Here is a 17278-nt window from a genome sequence, read left to right on the forward strand (position 1 = left end):
CGACCGTCAGTTCGCGAAGCCGGTGAAGCGGCGGACGCGGTCGCCCTCGCCGAGCCGGGTGGCACCGCTGGCGACGATCTCTTGGCCCTCCTCGAGCCCCGAGAGAACCTGCGTCGCGCCATTTTGCGTCGGCGTGATCTCAACCGGGACCGGGGTGACCGTCCCCACATCCTCGTCGCCACCGCCGAACGCCATCACATGTGTCGATCCGTCATTTGCCGTCACAACCGCTGATGCCGGGATGATGATGCGCCGATCGTCGCCCCGAATGACCGACGTCACCGTGACCGACGAGCCGGGCAGGACAACCAGGTTTTCTGGTGGCGCCATACCAAGTGTAATCCGGAACGTCTGGCCGACCTGAGAGGTCTCAGCGTTGAATTCACGTGTCTCAAGTGGAAACTGTTCCTCGCTCGCCGGGAACTTGGCCCAAAGGTCGATGTCCGGATCCCGTCCCGCCTCCTGAAACAGGGTTTCGGGCACATCTATCTCAATCCGCAACTCGGACATGTCATGCAATCGGACGATGGGTGTTCCAGCGCTCACTGTCGAGAAATTCGCGACATTGCGCGTGGCGACCAACGCATCGAAGGGCGCGCGCAGTTCCGAGTGCCGCAATGACCGCTCGGCGTCACGGACGGCGATCGCGGCAAGATCGGCCTGTGTTTGCGCATCGTCCACAGAGACCTGGCTGACGGTATTGCCTTCCAGTTTCGAGAGGCGTTCGAGCGTTCGGTCCGCCTGCTCTTTCTGGGTAATCGCCTGATCAAGCGCCAACTGGAACGGTTCCGGGTCCAGCTTGGCAATCAGGCCGTCATCTTCAATCGGCTCACCCTCAACCACCGGTATCTCGATCAACTGGCCACCAACCTGAAACGCAAGATCGACCGTTTCCTTGGCAACGACATGGCCAAAGAACTGCCGCGCCACATCGTCCTTTTGCGAGGTAACCTTGACGATCTTGGCAAGGGGGACGTCATCCTGCGCCTGCCCCATCGAGGCGATGCCAAGGATGAGGACAGCGGTCAGTTTCCATATGTTTTTCACTTGATTACCTCGTGCAGCCTGTCGCGTATGACGGTGTCATTGCTTGAGTAAATAAGACTTGAGCGCAGTTAGCAATCGTCTTGGAGAACTTCCGCCAGATCCCGGCGCGCCGGAGCCGCCCAGACGGACGGCTCAAACCGGTTGGAGTGTCTGGCCGGAAGGTGCAGTGAGACCGCGTGTTGGTGTCCTCGCTCGGACGACACCTGCCAGAGCACTTGATGAACAGCAATCCGCGATCACAACGGTTCCTTGTCCCCGACAAGGCGACTGCTGGTATCCTCTTGCATGTTCCCCTCGGCCATCCGAACGAAGGCCTTGCGCCATCCATCGGCGAGCTCCGGCAACATGGCCAAGACTTCAGCGTCGTGCTGCGTGACGCGACGGGTAAGCCGCGCTGAGGTCACGCGCGCGACGCTCCACTTTGGCTGGGGCCTCTCGATCAGGCTGATCTGATCCCCTTGTGCGGCGACACCCGTCTCAAGAACCCGGTAATACCACCCGGTGCGTGACGTTTTTTGAAAGAGGTATGCCATCTTTTCGTTTTTCGTATGCTCGCTCACCTTCCAACATGGCTGCCGCCCCTGACTGATCTGCACCACCGCGGTTCCAAGGCGCAGCTTGTCACCGATACAAAGCGTCCATTCGGTCATCCCGCGTGTCGCGATGTTTTCGCCGAAGGCGGCGGGAGCCGTCCCGGATGGAATGGCACCTTCCGTCATCCAGTCCTGGTAATGCTCGGTTGCATAGTGGTGAATGGCTTTCTCGGCCCCGCCGTGATGCTCCAGGTCCGCTTGCTCGTCGTCCAGGAACCCAAACTCGTCGATCTCCTGAGGGCCCTTGACCGGTGTCTTGCCGATCGCGGATGGTCCACGGCCTTCCCACCGGTTCGTAACCTTGCCGAAGAAAATGCCGTCAATGCGGCTGGAGGGATTGATACCCGTCATGCTGCCTCCTGTTCGTGGCAGATTTTCAAGGTCTCCGCCGGTGACAGGTCTTCCGACAGAAGCATGCAATGGCCACCGTTTTTTCGCGCGGAAAAGTGCCGGCATTGGTTGCAGACGCCAAAAGCTCTGCTCCCGTTCTCCTTCAGCAACTGTCGCGAAAGCACCTCCAAGGACGTGAGCAGATCTTTCTTGATCTGCTGATCCATCTTCGAGATCCCGCGCCCGAGCAGATTTGGCGCGTCGATTGCCTGCACACCCTTCTCGGTCAGATCGAAACTGATCGCGCGTTTGTCGGCCTGCGATCTTCGCTCTGTCACATAGCCTTTCTGCACAAGCGCCTTGAAGGTTTGCGAAATCGTCCCGCGCGTGCTGCCCAGATATTCAGCCAGATGGGACGGGCTGCGCGAAAAGCGATTGGCCCGCGCAAGATAGGTCAGCGCGGCCTTCTGCGCCGGGTTCAGGTCACCCTTCCAGGCCGAGGTCGCATCAAGCCGGGCCAGTCGGTTTATCAGCTCGCGAGTATAGAGATCATCTTCCATGCCCATATTAATAGCGACTCGAAATAGTTATTGCAATAGTTTCGACTCGATACTAATAGTGAGTCGAAACCAACCCAACCCGAAAGGACCTGATATGAAACTCTCGACGTCCACCGCCGCAACCTTGGCCTTGATCGCGGGCGCCGTTGCCGCTGGCGAAGACCATTCGCATGGCATCCAGTCGCCCGTTGACGCGGCGAAAATCGCTGACTTTGACATTGTTGCCGCTGAAGTGACCCTGAATGGGCGCTTTGCCACGTTCCGCATGGCGACAGCGGGCGTTGCCGGAAATACGACCCTTGAGGCCACAGGAAATGGCGCGCCGGGGGCTTCGATCTGGTCCTATGTCTGGCCGACCACACTGGATCCGTCTGTCGTCGGTTTCGGAGAAGAGACCGGCATTCTTGCGCTTGCGGCCACCAATCACCCCGACTTCGATGACACCCCGTTGTTTGACGAAAACATCGATGGTGATACCGGCAATGACGGGGCGCACTGGCACAGCCATTGGGTGGTTCTCACACCGAACGAAGCCTGCGGTCCGGGGGCCTTGGCGGTGCGTGATGTTGCCGACGGCGAAACACCTGTCATGCCCGCCACATGGCCCGGTGTCCCGTTCTATCTCGACAGCCCCGGTTTCACCCCCGTCTTCGACGGGCCGGAGATTTCAATCAATGTTGTGCTGGCCAATGCCGACATCAACGTCCTTGAAAAAGCCAACTACGACGGCGTGACATCGGCTTTGCGCGTCGATACCGACTTCCATGCGCCCTATGTGTGCGTGACGGACGTATTCGATATCGCTTCGGGTGACCTGAGCCTGCCCGGGAAAGTTGACTGAACCTCCTCAGGGCGGTGCGCCGCACCGCCCTTGACCCAGTCGGCGGCAGGCACCCGGAGGATTGCGGCCCTGCCGCCGTGCGACAGAGATCTGCAGTCATCGCTCTATTCCGCCTTTCTGGTTACGATCTGTGACCAGTCTTGGCAGGCAGCAGGCCGTCTGGCCGGATCAGGAGGGCCGCAATAACGGCGCTCAGGACGATGGCGTCGCGATAGGGGGCGAGGTTGTCCGGCAGAAAGGCCTGGGTCAAAACCTCCAACCCTCCGACGACGAAACCGCCCAATACGGCGCCACCAAGGCTCCCCAACCCGCCCAGAACAGTTGCGATGAACGCCTTGAGGACCGGAAAGAAACCCATCATCGGATCAACTGATCCACGTTGAGCGGTCCAGATCACGGCGGCGACACCGGCAAGAAGGCCGGAGATGGCAAAGGACACCGCGACCACGCGATTAGCCTTAAGGCCCAGCATCCGCAGCATCTCGAAATCCTCCGCCGCGGCGCGCATGGCCATGCCCATGGGCGTGCGGCGCAACACAAATGTCAGCGCCCCAAGCGAGGTCAGCGTGACCAGTATAGATACGGTCGGCGCGACACCGATCGTCATGCCCGCAATCTGGTAAGTGCCCGACCATGAGGACGGAAAAGAGATTGGCACGGGCCGGGCCGAGATGCCGTTCTGGAACAGGACCTTGAGGATCTCCGACACGGCAAAGCTGGTGATCAGAAGCGAAACAACATCCGCGCCCCGCATCGCCCGAAAGGCCGCGCGCTCCATGGCCAGGGCCATCACCAATGCGGCACCGATTCCGATGGCGAGCGCCGCGAGCGGCGGAAAACCAAAAGCCATGGACAGGAAAATGCCGTAGCCGCCAAATGTCATGATCTCGCCATGGGCAAAATTGATCAGCCGGACAATCGAAAAGACGATCGCCAGGCCAAGCGCCAGCATCGCATAGATGCCACCGAGGCTCAGCGCGTTGATGATCTGTTGAAGGAGCAGGTCCATTTACGCCTCAAGCTGCCAGGTAGGCTGATTTCAGGATATCGTCGCCGGCCAGGTCCAACGGCGCGCCGGTTGCCGCAACGGCACCGTTGGCCAGCACAACCGCATGATCGGCAATTTCAAGCGCCAGGGAGGCGTTTTGTTCGACGAGCAGCACGGAGATGCCCTCGGCCTTCAACTCCTCAACGATGGCGAAGACGGTATCGACCATCTGCGGGGCAAGCCCAAGTGACGGCTCGTCCATCAACAAAAGCCGCGGCTCGCTCATCAGGGCGCGGGCCAGGGCCAGCATCTGTTGCTCGCCACCCGACAGCAGCCCCGCCAGTTGTTTGCGCCGCTCGCCCAAAATCGGGAACCGGTCCATCAGAGCATCGCGGCGGGATGCCGCCGTTTCCGGCGTGCCTGCGGCGGACCCGGCAAGGACAAGGTTTTCTTCCACCGTGAGCGACGCAAAGATGCGCCGCCCTTCGGGGCAGATGGCGACGCCCGCGCGCACAATCGCATCGGGCGACGCCTTTGTCATGGATTGACCGAAGATCGACACCGTACCGGCCGTCGGCGGTATCACCCCGGCGACGGCCATCACGGTGCTGGTCTTGCCCGCCCCGTTGGCACCAAGCAGCGCGGTGATGCCTGCCCTGGGCACACTCAGGTCGATGCCGCGCACGGCCTGTACCGGGCCGTAGCGCACATCCAATGCCTTTATGTCGAGGGCGAGGTCGTCCATCCGGTCACATCACGGGCTTGGCAGGATCGCCGGATCGGCGGCCTCGCGCAGGATGAACTCCTTGTCGCCCGACCCGGTAATCCGCGCCACGACAACGTCGCGCAGCGGCATCCGGTCGGTCCCGGCAAAGGTGAAGTTCGACATGATGGCCTTGCCGTCTTCGATCCCGGCCATGGCTTCGCTCACCGCAGCAGGATCGGTGGTGCCCGCCGCCGCCACCGCCTGTTCGATCATGTGGGCGATGTCACAACCGTTGACGTAGTAGTTGTTGTCGGGCGTTGTCCCGGTCGCTGCCTTGAAACGGTCGATGAACTCGGCATAGGGCGATCCTTCGTCCGGGAAGCCGCCGGAGGTGTGCACCACCCCATCGACCACGTCACCGAGGCCCCGCACGGTGGGTGTGTCGAGAACGTCACCGCCCATGACCTGCGTGTCCAGCCCGGCCCCGCGCAAGGCACGGATGAAGGCGGGAAAATCCGGCTCCCATGCCCAGGTGACGATCAGGTCCGGCGCTGGATCTGCGCCCTGGATCGTGGTCACGATGGCCGAAAAATCGGGCTGGTTCAGCGAATAGTTGCTTTCACCCACGACATTGCCGCCAAGCGCCGAGAAGGCTTCGCCAAAATACTCGGGCCCGCCAAGGGTGTAGGCACTGTCGGGCGATTTCACCAGCCAGACATTTTCATGCCCCTGCTCGCGGGCATACCCGGCCAGCACCGTGGCCTGCTGATTGTCCGCCGGGTAGCTGCCGAAGACATGCGGCCCGACCTGGGTCAGGACCGGCGCGGTGCCGGCAAAGGTCATGGTCGGGATCACATCGGCCGCGGTGATCTGCGCGGCGGCGATTGTCGGGTCGGCATCGGCCGACGAGACGATGAATTTCGCGCCATCGTCGATCATCTCTTGGACCACCTGCACGCCAACGGCGATGTCCGACCGAGTGTCCTTGACGATCAACTTGACCGGCGTGGTGCCGTTCAGGCCGCCTGCCGCGTTCATTTCGTCGATGCAGAACTGGAACCCGGCATAGGCCGGTCCGTCATAGGGCGCGAGATAGCCCGATTGGGCGGACATCACGCCGATCACATAGTCCTCGGCGACTGCGGCAGTCCCCAGGGCCACCGCGGCGCTCGTCATCAGGAATGCTCTGATCTTCATGCTAAAACTCCTTCTGTTGGATCTGGACGGTCACTGGAATGTTGATTGGATTGCGCGGCGCGCGCCGTCCGACCGCGCCCGATATATGCTTCGATCACGCGCCCATCGGCACGCACCTCTTCCGGAGTGCCTTCGGCAATCTTCTGACCCCGGTTCATCACAACAATCCGGCTCGACAGCCGGTTCACGAATTTCAGATCATGGTCAATCAGCAGGACACCGATGTTGCGCTCCTGCGCGATCACATCGAGCCGGTCGGCCAGGTCATCGGTCTCGGCTGGGTTCATGCCCGCCGCCGGTTCATCCAGCAACAGGATCACGGGGTCCTGGGCCAGCGCGCGGGCAATTTCCAACCGTTTGCGGGCGCCGTAAGGCAGGTTTTCAGCCCGCATCGCTGCGATACTGCCCAGATCAAACGCCATCAGTTCCCGGAGCGTGATGCGGTGCGCTTCACGGCGCGAATGCCCCGCGGCCAGTGCGGCCACAAAGACGTTTTCATAGGCGGTCAGCCCATTGAACAGCCTGAGGTTCTGGAAACTGCGCGCGACTTTCTGGCGGATGATGGCATGACGCGGCAATTTCGTCAGGTCCGAGGTGCCGATGCGCGCCACGCCCTTATCCGCGTCATATTGCCGGGTCATCAGGTTAATCAGCGTGGATTTGCCCGCCCCGTTCGGGCCGATCAATCCGGTGATCGTGCCGGTGGGCGCGGAAAAGCTCATGTCGTCAACCGCGACAACACCGGCGAAACTCTTGGCCAATCCGTCCGCCACCATCTCGGTTGTCTCCGCCGGTGCGGGGATTGCGGCGGGTTGGGTTTCGCGTTTTGATCCGGGCAGGAAGGGCGCATCCGCATTGGGGCCGATCTCGAAACCTCCGACAAGCCCCTGCGGGCGCAGCCAGATGACCAGAAGGATCGCAAGTCCGAGCGCGATCGTGGTCAGGCCGAAGACCTCGGGCAGGCTTATGCCCAGCACGGTTGCGCCGCCCTCAAGGTTGCGGACCGAGTTTTGCAGAAGCGTCACGGCGATCACCCCCACGACGGCGCCGCCGACCGAGGCCATACCGCCCACGATCATCATCACCACCTGCGCGAACACGAGGCCGAGATAGAAGGAAGCGGGCGAAAATGCCCCCAGGATGTGCCCATAGAGCGCCCCCGCGACGGTGGCCAAAGCACCGGACAGGGTCCAGGCGACAAGACGTGCCCGGCGCGGGGCGATGCCCAAGGCGGTGGCCGCATCCTCGTCGTCCCGCACGGCCCTGGCAAAAAGGCCCCAGCGACTTTCGCGGAACATACGCGCGATCAGGATGAACATTACTGCCGCGACCAGGACGAATGTCAGGTCGGTAATCCGCGGCACACCATAGAAAGTCTGGCTGCCCCGGGTGATTTCGCGCGCGCTGATGGCGATGGAATGCACGATGATCAAAAGGCCAAGTGTCGAGATGGTGGCCGATGCGCCGACCAGCCTGGCAATCGCGCTGCCCGTCAACAACGCCAGCGCCAGACCCGCCAGCGCGACAAAGGGCAAGGCCGACCAGACCGCCAGTTCATGCCCCGCCAGCCAGATGGGCAGCTCCGGCAACGCCGAACGCTGTAGCGCCGCGGGCATGGTCAGGATACCTGACAGATACGCCCCTACGGTCATGAAAGCGCCATGGCCGAAACTGACAATGCCGGTGTTGCCACAAAAGATCGCCAGCGCCGCAACCGCCGAAACATTCACACACATCAACACCGCGATGCGCTCGCCCGTGCGGCCAAACACCCAGACGAGGATCGCCACCGCCACCAAAAGCACCGCCAGCGCCGCCGCGGTACGCACTCCGTTGGCCGCAAGCAGCCGTGCCGGGTGTGTGGTGAGCGCGGGCGTTGTCATCCGGCTGCGTCCAGTTCCGCGACGAGTTCTGCCGTTGTCACCTGCCGGCAATAACCCTTGATCGTGCGCAGGGAATGGTCGTGCCGCTCCTGGCTGTAGGTCAGGCAGGCATCGGTGACCTGCGTGACCAGGTACCCAAGGTCACAGGCATCCCGAATGGCGCTTTCAACGCATTGGTCGGTGATAAGGCCCGCCAGCACCACCTGCCGCACCCCCAGATTGCGCAGGATGTAATCAATATGGGTCGAGACAAAGACCGAGGAAGAGCCCTTGGGCAGCACGATCTCGTCTCCCTCGGGCGCGATCTGGTCGATCACCTTGCCGTCCCAGGACCCTTTTGGCACGTGGAACCCGGTGATCTTGTAGTCCAGCGACCGGTCGCGGCCATCCAGCGTCAGGCTTTCGATGTTGGTATACATCACCTCGACCCCCGCCTTGCGGCAGGCGGCCTGGATGGCCTGCATATTCGGGACGACGCGCGCCTCAAGCTGATCGAAGAACCAGCCATATTTCTCGTCGAATTCGGCCTCGGACAGATCCTTGAATTCCCCACCATCCCGATGTGCCGCGAAATTCTGCACGTCAATGAAAATCAACGCCGATTGCGGCGGGGTCAGCGGCACTTCGCGTGTCAGGGTCATGGCAATTCCTCCATAAAGGCACCAATGGCGCGGGACAAAAGTTCGACCCAAAGGCTCACACCCTCCGCATGGTCAATTTGGTCGTTGCGGATCTCGATCAGGCTATGGGGCAACCCAAGAGGTTCGGCGTATTGCGGGATAAACCAGTCGGTCTCATCATCAATTTGGTAGGGCTGGTTCAGCGCCAGATGCAGATCCGGACGCATCCCGGCGATGGTGGCCATCAACGCTTCGCCCGTCTCCGGCGACCGCCGTGTCAGGAAGCCCGCGTGCCAGGGCCGGTCGTGATCATCCATGCGCGGCGTGAACGAGTGGATCGAGAAAACCGCGCGCGGCTCGTGCGCCGCAAAGAGCGTATCAAGCTGCTTGTTCATCGGGTCGAAAATCTCCGTGATCCTCGCCCTGCGTTCGCTTTCCGAGATGGATTTATTGGCGGGGATATGTTCGTGGTCGCTGATTTCCGGAACGGATTGCACACAACCCGTCGGTCGATTGCAGTCAATGACCAACCGCGAATACCGCTGCAGGACCAAGGGCGCCCGAAGCGCACGAGCGACCCCGCGGGCCACGTCTTCGGCGCCGATATCCCATCCGCGGTGACTGTTCAGCACCGCGTCGCTCACACCCAGCTCACCCAACGCCGCCGGGATCGCCCGGCCTGCATGCTCGCAGAGCAGCACGAGATCGGACGTGCTATCACCGGGGACAACTTCGACAGGCGCAGGATCGGCAGGCCCGATCAACGTAACGGCAGCATTTGAGAACATACGAAGCAGCTTAGAGAAAATAAAAAACCAGAGTCAACGGTAAAGCCATTGACTGAAATTACTTTTTCAAAAACGATAGTGCCATGCATATTCGCGATCAGATCGAATCTTCTTCGGCAATGCTGACCCAGTCCGAGCGCAAACTGGCCACCGCCCTCTTGTCGGATTACCCTTATGCCGGGTTGATCTCGATCCAGGAACTGGCCGAACGCGCGGAGGTCTCGCCGCCTTCAATCTCTCGCTTTGTCACGAAAATCGGCCTGTCCGGGTATGCCGAGATGCAGCGGCGCCTGTTGGCGGAATTGCGCGCTGGCGATCGGTCGCCGGTCGATCTTCACGCCAATGCACGACAGATCGAGGGCGGCTATCTGGCCGGGTTCCTCGGTCGCGCCGCAGAGCAGATTCAGACCGCGGGCGAGGCCGTGACCGAAGGGCAGTTCAACCGAATTCTCGACCTGCTGGCCGATCCGAAACGCAATGTCTTTGCCGTTGGCGGACGAATCAGCGACACGATCGCCCAGCACCTGACCTTTCACCTGCGGCTTTCGCGCGAAGGCGCTTTTCACCTGCCCCGCGATCCCGAAACCTGGCCCGAGTATCTATTGCGGATGAAAGCCGGGGACATCTTTTTCCTCGTCGATTTTCGCCGGTACCAGCGCAACCTGTGCCAATTGGCCGAGCAGGCCAGCAAGCAGAAAGTCCAGGTTATCCTGATGACAGACAAAGGGTTATCGCCGGCCACCCGGTACGCCGCAGAGGTCCTTGCGGTGCCGATTGATACCGGCACAATCTGGGACAGCTATTCCGCCGCCCTGGCCGTGACCGAAGCCCTGGTCACGCGCGTGGCCGAGCAAACCTGGGACAAGACACGCACCCGGATCGAAGCGTGGGATGCGGTGCGGGCAACGACATGGGAGAACGAGGGATGAGTGATCTGATCTTTGCGGCAACCTGCGACCTGGCCGGGAAAGTGCGCGGCAAGGCCTTTCCAGCGGGACAACTGCAGAAACGCCTGCAACGCGGTGTCGGCTGGACCCCCACCAACGTGCAGATCAACTGTTTCGATGGCATCGCCGAGAGCCCGTTCGGCGCGCTTGGCGACCTCTTGCTGATCCCGGATGAGACCGCAAGCGTGACCGCCGATCTCGGCACCCGCGTCGAGCGGTTCATGCTGGGCGACATCGTCACACTGGAAGGAGACCCATGGGATCTCTGCACAAGATCTTTGTTGAAATCGGCTTTGTCACGGCTCGAAAAGGTGGGTGGGGTGCAGCTTCTGGCCGCTTTCGAGCACGAATTCCAGTTGAAGGGGGCAAACCCGTTGGTTGGCGAAGGCTACGGCCGGTCCGGCTTTGAGGCGCAGCGGGACCTGTGCGAAGCCCTGATGTCTCAGATCGAGGCTGCCGGGCTGTCCCCCGACAGCATCATGAAGGAATACGGGGCCAACCAGTATGAAGTTGTGATTGGCCCCGAGGTCGGTGTGCGTGCCGCCGACGCCGCCGTCATGTTGCGGGAACTGACCCGCTCCGTGGCGCGCGCGCACGGGGAAGAGGCCACCTTCACCCCGATCCGCGATCCCGCCAGCGTCGGCAACGGGGTTCATATTCACATGAGCTTCCTGAACCCAGATGGAAGCCCGGCCACTTATGACGCAAACGGGCCTTGCGGCATGTCCGCGTTGACAAGCGCCTTTGCCGCCGGGGTCTTGAAATACCTAGATGCCATCTTGGCCATCACCGCGCCGTCGGTTGTATCCTACCTCCGGCTGACCCCACACCGCTGGTCGGCAGCCTATAACAACCTGGGCTTCCGCGACCGCGAAGCGTCACTGCGCGTCTGTCCCGTGACCGCGAAGGACCCCGCCAGTATCGCGCGTCAGTTCAATATCGAATACCGCGCCGGCGATGCCGCTGCGTGTCCGCATCTGGCGCTGGCCGCCATCGTGCATGCCGGGTGCCAGGGCATCGAAGAGAGGCTGACAGCCCCTGATCCCACGGAGGAGGATTTGTCCCTTCTGCCGCCCGAAGAGTTACACGCCCGCGGCTTTGTCCGCCTGCCCGAAACGCTGGAAGCGGCGTTGGACCGTCTTGCCGGGAATGATGTGGTCACAGGCTGGTTCCCAAAACCGTTCGCGGGCGTCTACCTTGCGCACAAGCAGAGCGAGATCGCGCATGTCGCAGATTTGGATGTGACCCAACGCTGCGCGTCGTATGAAAGCACGTACTGAAAGGCACAGACCGTCACGCCCATTTCTGCAGGTTACGCACTCCACTCTGGTTGCCTCCCCTAGTCGGACATTGTCCGCGCGGTCGATAGGCCGCGTCCGACCGAAGGCGCGGTCGGCGCACGACGTTTGGCAATTGCCCGGCGCGCGGCGCATCTCGGCACCCTGACGAACCCCTTTCGAACGATCCTCTTCTCGCAACCAAAAAACAACGAGTTTGAGCGGCATCAAGGCCGGCCTGACCCAAGAGGCCTAAAATGCGTCCAATTATCTTTTCTTTGGAGGCCAAAATGACATTTACGAACCCTACACGACGCGTATTTTTACAAGGCAGCGCCGCTGCCATTGGTACATCCTCTCTATTCAGCACAACCGCGCTGGCCAGTATCGACCCGAATTCGTACTCCGACCGGATCTTCCATGCGACCCACTACGGCCCGTTTGAGGCCGTCGTTCGCGATGGCAAGCTGGTCGGTCTGACCACGATGACCGAACTGGATTCCCGCCCGACCGAGATGCTGACCTACGGCGTCATGGATCGGACCTATGACAAGACCCGCATCAACTATCCCATGGTGCGAAAATCCTATCTCGAAGGCTGGGAGAGCGGTGACATCAAGCCCGAACTTCGCGGCAAGGAGGAATGGGTCAAGGTCGATTGGGATACCGCTTGGAGCCTGACCGCAAAGGCGCTTCTGGATACGGCCACGGAGTATGGCAACGAAGCGATCTTCAGCTCGTCTTATGGCGGCTGGTCCAACGCCGGTGTCTTCCGCCCCAACGTGCTTCAGGGCCGGCTCATCAACCTGATGGGTGGCTGCACCAACACCGCAGGCGATTGGTCAGCGGGCGCGGGCCAGGTCTGCTTGCCGCATATCATCGGCGACATGGAGGTCTATTCGCCGCAATCCGCTTGGGAAACCATCCGCGACAATACCGAACTTTTCGTGCTGGTCGGATGTGACCCGGTCAAGAATAACCGCATCGAGTACCGCGTCGCCGATCACGGCATGTACGCCCATTGGGAAGAAATCCGCGACAATGGCGTGAAGTTCATCTCGATCAATCCGCAGAAAACGGCCAGCGACACTTACCTGAATTCCGAATGGAAGCGGATCATCCCTAACACCGATACCGCCTTGTTCCTAGCGATGTCCTACCACGTGCTGGAAAACGGGCTCGAAGATCAAGCCTATATGGACAAATACACGGTCGGGGCCGACAAATGGATCGCCTATGTGAAGGGTGAAGATGATGGTACGCCCAAGACCCCCGCATGGGCAGCGGCGATCACCGGCATGGACGAGCAGGAAATCAAGGACCTGGCGGAGCTGATTGCGACGTCAAAGACCTGCATCGCCGGTTCCTGGGCCATTCAGCGCGCGCAGCATGGCGAAATGGCCTATTGGTCAATCGTCAACTTCGCAGCACTTGTGGGCAAGATCGGCAAACCCGGCGAAGGCATTGGCTTCTCCTGGCATTACGGCAATGGCGGCATGCCGCAAGGGGGCAACGCGACACCCGTGGGCATGAGCCAGGGCCGCAATTTCGTGACCAAGGTCGTCCCCGCCTCGCGCATCACCGAGGCGTTGGAAAATCCCGGCAAGGAGTTCTTCTATAACGGGCAGACGAACAGTTATCCCGACATCAAGATGATCTTCAACGCCGGCAACAACTTCATGTCGCACCAGCAGGACACCAACCGCCTGATCCGCGCCCTGAACAAGGTCAACACGGTGGTCTGCGTCGATGTCTGGTGGACGGCGGCGACCCGTTGGGCGGATATCGTCATGCCAGCGGCCTCGACACTGGAGCAGGACGACATTACCTCGGGGGGCACCTATTCCAACGACCGCGTCTATGCGATGAAGAAGGTGATCGAGCCGGTGGGCGAGAGCCTGCCCGATTACGAACTGTTCGAAGGTCTGGCCGACAAGCTGGGGCTCTGGGCGCAGTTTACCGACAGCGAAGACAAGATGTATCACATCAAGCTGGCCTACGAGGCCTCCGGCGCCGCCGGTGATGTGCCTTTCGAAGAGTTCTGGGAAAAAGGCTATGCCCGGATGCCGGTTCCGCCAGAGGCGCGCAAATGGGTGCGGCACAATGATTTCTACAACGACCCCGAGGGCAATCCGCTGCACACGGCGTCGGGCAAGGTCGAAATGTTCTGCGAGACCATCGCCAACATGCAGATCGAGGATTGCCCCGGCATGCCGGTCTGGATGGAGAAGCACGAATATCTGGGCTCCGCCAAGGAGGGCCAGTTGCATGTCGTGTCGCCGCATCCGTGGTTCCGCCTGCACAGCCAGATGGGCAACTCCGAGCGCCTGCGCGACCTCTACATGGTGCAGGGGCGCGAACCGGTACGGATCAACGCCCAGGACGCCGCCGACCGGGGTATCGAGGATGGCGATCTGGTCGAGCTCGTCAATGATCGCGGCACGGTGATTGCCGGTGCGGTGATCTCGGACGAGATCATGCCGGGCGTCGTGTCGATCTACGAAGGTGGCTGGCCGCAGCTTGACAGCAAGGGCCGTTGCAACTCGGGCCTCGTGAATTTCGTTACCTCGACGCAACCTGCCTCGGGCTTTTCGCAGGCCACATCGGCCAACACGGTGCTGGTCGAGATGCGCAAATGCGAGGATCCCGAGGGACCAAACATGGCGTATGACCCACCCGCGATCATCGAGGACATCGAAATTGCGGCGATCGACGAAGAAATGCTCGGGCTTGAACGGCTCACCGATCTGACCGAGGCGTTGATGGCCGATATGAGCCCGGGCGAGAAGATCTTCTTTGAACGCTGCACTGTCTGCCATGCGCCGCGCGAGGTGACACATTACACAAGACAGCAATGGAAAGGCATTACCCCGTCGATGTTTCCGCGCGCAGGCCTCGATGAAGAGGAGGCAGCCTTGGTCATGGACTACCTGATGGAAAACGCGGCCGACGTGAATTGACGGAATGAAACCTCGACATGCGCCTCCCGCCTCACGCGGGAGGTCCGCTGACCCGTCACGAGCATCACCTGATTCCCGCAATACCTACGGAGGCCCGCTCGCAGGGACGTGAAAGGCCGGGCATCCCAATCGCCTTCTATACGTTGTCGCCCCAGCGGCAAACCGGGGCGGGACGTTGGAGAGGTTTGCGCAGCAACTCAGCCGCAGCGTACGATCGATTTACCGTCGTAACTTCGAGCCAATGGATTTCAGGAGGGCAACCTCCATCTACTGATGAGGTTCAGCGTCTGGCGGATAACAAGTCGCCATTGCTTTTATTCAGCCCCCCAGGTGAGGAGAGGGATCCAGCCGTTAAAGGCAAGATAGACGGCGGCGACAAGGAGCCCTGTTACGGAGATCCACAAGAGAACCTTTGCAGGTTTGCTGATTTCGCGGTTTGATCGACACAAAGCACGAATGCCGCAGGCCAGACAGAAGGGCCATGCGAGGCTGAGCATGGCAAGGATACCTGATCTGAGCGATGGTATGGCTAGCATATCGAGCTCAGCCAATGATCCGATCATGCCCCAGACCACGAAAAGGACGCAAAAACCGGCTAAGAAAACCGCACTGCCACCTAGGTAGGCCGCCGGCCGATAGTAGGCCGCGCGACGACCGCGCAGAAGCTGTATGCAAACGAAAAGTCCGACCAAGAGGGCGGCCACTATGGACGTCAGGACGTAAAGCAGGCCAAAGCGCATAAGATGTGCCTGCGCCGCGGGGATCTGGCGATAGGTGAGTTGCTGATCGCCCAGCATGACGATCTCGCCCTCAGGCGTTCGAGAGAATACATGGGTTGCCGTGGCAAACCCGTCCTGCCGGAACCTCGTTTTCGATACCGGGATCAAGGTGACGGCACCGCCCAGAATGGACCGGGCAATTAACTGCGACCCTGCGTTGTCACTGCTGATTTGCGTCAGGCCGGCCATTTCGCTGATCCAGGTGCGCAGCACACTGTCATCGGTGAAGGGCACCCACCATCCCAAATAGGGCGCCGCGTCGAACTCGACCTGCGCCTCTGGGTTGACCGGATCGGCGGCACCGGCGCGCTCCGCCACATGGGCGGCCAAAGCCTCGCGTATCTCGTGGAACGCCCGGCGATCCGCGCCATTGGCCATCAGCACGAACCCCGCGCCCTCTTCGGGCAACGTGCCAAGCGTAGTCTGAAACCCGTCAATCCGCCCCCAATGCCCCCAGAAGGCCCGCCCTGCGGCAGAAAAGCTGAAAAGGCCAAGGCCATAGATGTCCCTGTACCCGTCCTGCGCAACAAGCGAAGACTGTGGCGTTCTCATTCGCAGCAGCATCTCGCTGCTGACAGGTTGATCCACCCCGTCGCCGGTGGCCAGAAACCGCAACAGCTTCGCCATGTCCGAAATCGGACCGGTCATCGCGCCAGAGGGCCGGACGCTCAGATGCCAAATCGCTTCCGGCGACCCATCCGTTGAAAAGCTCTCCAAGAGGTCCTGAACACGCTCATCCGTCAGATCGAAGCTCGTCGCCGCCATCCCGAGCGGATCCAGAACACGCTCACGCATCAACGTATCGAAATCCTGCCCCGTGACCGCTTCGGCCACCGCCGCGGCGAGGGTGTGATTGCCGTTGGCGTAAGAAAAATACCGACCCGGTGGCCAGCGTAACCTGTGGGTCTTGCTGCCGAGATAGGCGGTTGGGCTGTAATCCGGCGACGCCTGCGCATAATCCGCATAGGATGTCCCGGGCAATCCGCTCGTCTGCTCCAGCAAATGCACCAGCCGCAACGGTGCCTCATTCTCCCAGGGGTTTTCGATGGGGGCATCTGGCAGCACATCGGCAATGGGCGTGTCGAGCGCGACCAAACCATCCTCGACCAGCGACAGGATCATCAGGCTGGTTGCCGTTTTGGACAGCGACCCGGCGCGAAACGACGATGTGACCGGAACATCGCCGGTTTTCGACAACAGGCTGAGCTGGGTGACGTCCCCATCTTCCACAATCGCAAATCCCACGGCCGGGATGCTGCTTGCATCCAACAACCCCTGCATGGTGTCCACGATGTCGGGTTTCGCCGCCGTGGCGGCCAAGGTCAGGATCACACCGGCAAACAGGCTCAAAACCCGCGAACTCAAAGTCATCAGTGTGCTCCTTTCGGTCGATGGATCAGGTCCTTGGCCAGAAGTTCAGCGGGATTGCCCATATCCGGCACCCATGAAAGGCCAGCGGCAACAGTGACGGACCGCCTGCTATCGGCGTGAAAGCCCGACCAGCAGGAAAAACCCGGCACATCGCCCGGGTGGCTGAGCCAGCCGTTTTCGCGATAGGCGAACCAATGGAAATCGGTGCCAATGACAGGGGCGGTTTGTAGGATCTTGAAGGCCTGCGCCAGGAGCGCGGGAAGCATGTCGAGCCGTGCCGCCATCGCACCGGCATAGCTTGACCAGGAGGGGTTTGACCTGAGCCCCAAGTTTCCTCCACCTTGCGGAGAGTCCTTGGTTTGGGTTTGATCGCCTTACGCGGCCAGTTTGT

The 17278-nt window shown here is 61.1% G+C and carries 15 protein-coding genes; 4 read left to right on the forward strand and 11 right to left on the reverse strand.

Features of this window, described 5'->3' with window-relative positions:
• Window positions 1-6 precede the first annotated feature (6 nt).
• From RBB29_RS06900 to RBB29_RS06910, 3 genes are all read right to left on the reverse strand, one after another.
• Window positions 7-1047 (reverse strand): efflux RND transporter periplasmic adaptor subunit, encoded by a 1041-nt coding sequence (locus RBB29_RS06900; protein WP_306113821.1) that lies wholly within the window; start codon window positions 1045-1047, stop codon window positions 7-9.
• A 236-nt stretch (window positions 1048-1283) separates the two neighbouring features.
• Entirely contained in the window at window positions 1284-1991 is a 708-nt protein-coding gene (locus RBB29_RS06905) for an MOSC domain-containing protein (RefSeq protein ID WP_306113822.1), read from the reverse strand.
• On the reverse strand, window positions 1988-2530 hold the full coding sequence (locus RBB29_RS06910; RefSeq protein ID WP_306113823.1) for a MarR family winged helix-turn-helix transcriptional regulator: 543 nt from the start codon (window positions 2528-2530) through the stop codon (window positions 1988-1990). The genes RBB29_RS06905 and RBB29_RS06910 overlap by 4 nt, the downstream gene beginning before the upstream one ends.
• A gap of 94 nt (window positions 2531-2624) precedes the next feature.
• Between RBB29_RS06910 and RBB29_RS06915 the strand changes: the two genes are divergently transcribed.
• Window positions 2625-3371 carry a hypothetical protein gene (locus tag RBB29_RS06915; RefSeq protein ID WP_306113824.1) on the forward strand — a complete coding sequence of 249 codons (747 nt, stop codon included), beginning with the start codon at window positions 2625-2627 and terminating at the stop codon, window positions 3369-3371.
• 121 nt (window positions 3372-3492) lie between these two features.
• On the opposite strand, the gene RBB29_RS06920 is transcribed toward RBB29_RS06915, so the two are convergent.
• Genes RBB29_RS06920 through RBB29_RS06945 form a run of 6 tightly spaced genes read right to left on the reverse strand, consistent with a single transcriptional unit; the run spans window position 3493 to window position 9553 of the window.
• On the reverse strand, window positions 3493-4380 hold the full coding sequence (locus RBB29_RS06920) for a branched-chain amino acid ABC transporter permease (RefSeq protein WP_306113825.1): 888 nt from the start codon (window positions 4378-4380) through the stop codon (window positions 3493-3495).
• A gap of 7 nt (window positions 4381-4387) precedes the next feature.
• A complete protein-coding gene (locus tag RBB29_RS06925) occupies window positions 4388-5104 on the reverse strand; it encodes an ABC transporter ATP-binding protein (RefSeq protein WP_306113826.1) in 717 nt (238 codons plus the stop codon).
• A 9-nt stretch (window positions 5105-5113) separates the two neighbouring features.
• Complete coding sequence (locus RBB29_RS06930; protein ID WP_306113827.1) at window positions 5114-6262, reverse strand: ABC transporter substrate-binding protein; 1149 nt, start codon at window positions 6260-6262, stop codon at window positions 5114-5116.
• Window positions 6259-8145: an ATP-binding cassette domain-containing protein gene (locus RBB29_RS06935; protein WP_306113828.1), complete on the reverse strand. Its 1887-nt coding sequence runs from the start codon at window positions 8143-8145 to the stop codon at window positions 6259-6261. Before RBB29_RS06935 ends, RBB29_RS06930 begins: the two co-directional genes overlap by 4 nt.
• Window positions 8142-8786, reverse strand: a complete 645-nt coding sequence (locus tag RBB29_RS06940) for an isochorismatase family cysteine hydrolase (protein ID WP_306113829.1) — start codon at window positions 8784-8786, stop codon at window positions 8142-8144. Before RBB29_RS06940 ends, RBB29_RS06935 begins: the two co-directional genes overlap by 4 nt.
• The gene (locus RBB29_RS06945) at window positions 8783-9553 is read right to left on the reverse strand and encodes an N-formylglutamate amidohydrolase (protein ID WP_306113830.1); all 771 of its coding nucleotides are present in this window, start codon (window positions 9551-9553) and stop codon (window positions 8783-8785) included. Before RBB29_RS06945 ends, RBB29_RS06940 begins: the two co-directional genes overlap by 4 nt.
• A gap of 83 nt (window positions 9554-9636) precedes the next feature.
• Here RBB29_RS06945 and RBB29_RS06950 point away from each other — a divergent pair, with 83 nt between their 5' ends.
• The 3 genes from RBB29_RS06950 (at window position 9637) to RBB29_RS06960 (ending at window position 14737) form a co-directional block, all read left to right on the forward strand.
• Window positions 9637-10482: a MurR/RpiR family transcriptional regulator gene (locus tag RBB29_RS06950; RefSeq protein ID WP_306113831.1), complete on the forward strand. Its 846-nt coding sequence runs from the start codon at window positions 9637-9639 to the stop codon at window positions 10480-10482.
• Window positions 10479-11780, forward strand: coding sequence for a glutamine synthetase family protein (locus tag RBB29_RS06955; protein ID WP_306113832.1), 1302 nt, complete (start codon window positions 10479-10481; stop codon window positions 11778-11780). The genes RBB29_RS06950 and RBB29_RS06955 overlap by 4 nt, the downstream gene beginning before the upstream one ends.
• Window positions 11781-12067: 287 nt before the next feature.
• A complete protein-coding gene (locus tag RBB29_RS06960; protein WP_306113833.1) occupies window positions 12068-14737 on the forward strand; it encodes a molybdopterin-dependent oxidoreductase in 2670 nt (889 codons plus the stop codon).
• Between the two features lie 314 nt (window positions 14738-15051).
• Here the strand turns inward: RBB29_RS06960 and RBB29_RS06965 are convergent, their stop codons facing one another.
• Window positions 15052-16887, reverse strand: coding sequence for a serine hydrolase (locus tag RBB29_RS06965; protein WP_306113834.1), 1836 nt, complete (start codon window positions 16885-16887; stop codon window positions 15052-15054).
• Window positions 16887-17216, reverse strand: coding sequence for a hypothetical protein (locus RBB29_RS06970; protein ID WP_306113835.1), 330 nt, complete (start codon window positions 17214-17216; stop codon window positions 16887-16889). Before RBB29_RS06970 ends, RBB29_RS06965 begins: the two co-directional genes overlap by 1 nt.
• Between the last annotated feature and the right edge of the window lie 62 nt (window positions 17217-17278).

It is taken from the genome of Roseovarius sp. MMSF_3359, from assembly GCF_030733385.1.
Taxonomy (GTDB): Bacteria; Pseudomonadota; Alphaproteobacteria; order Rhodobacterales; family Rhodobacteraceae; genus Roseovarius.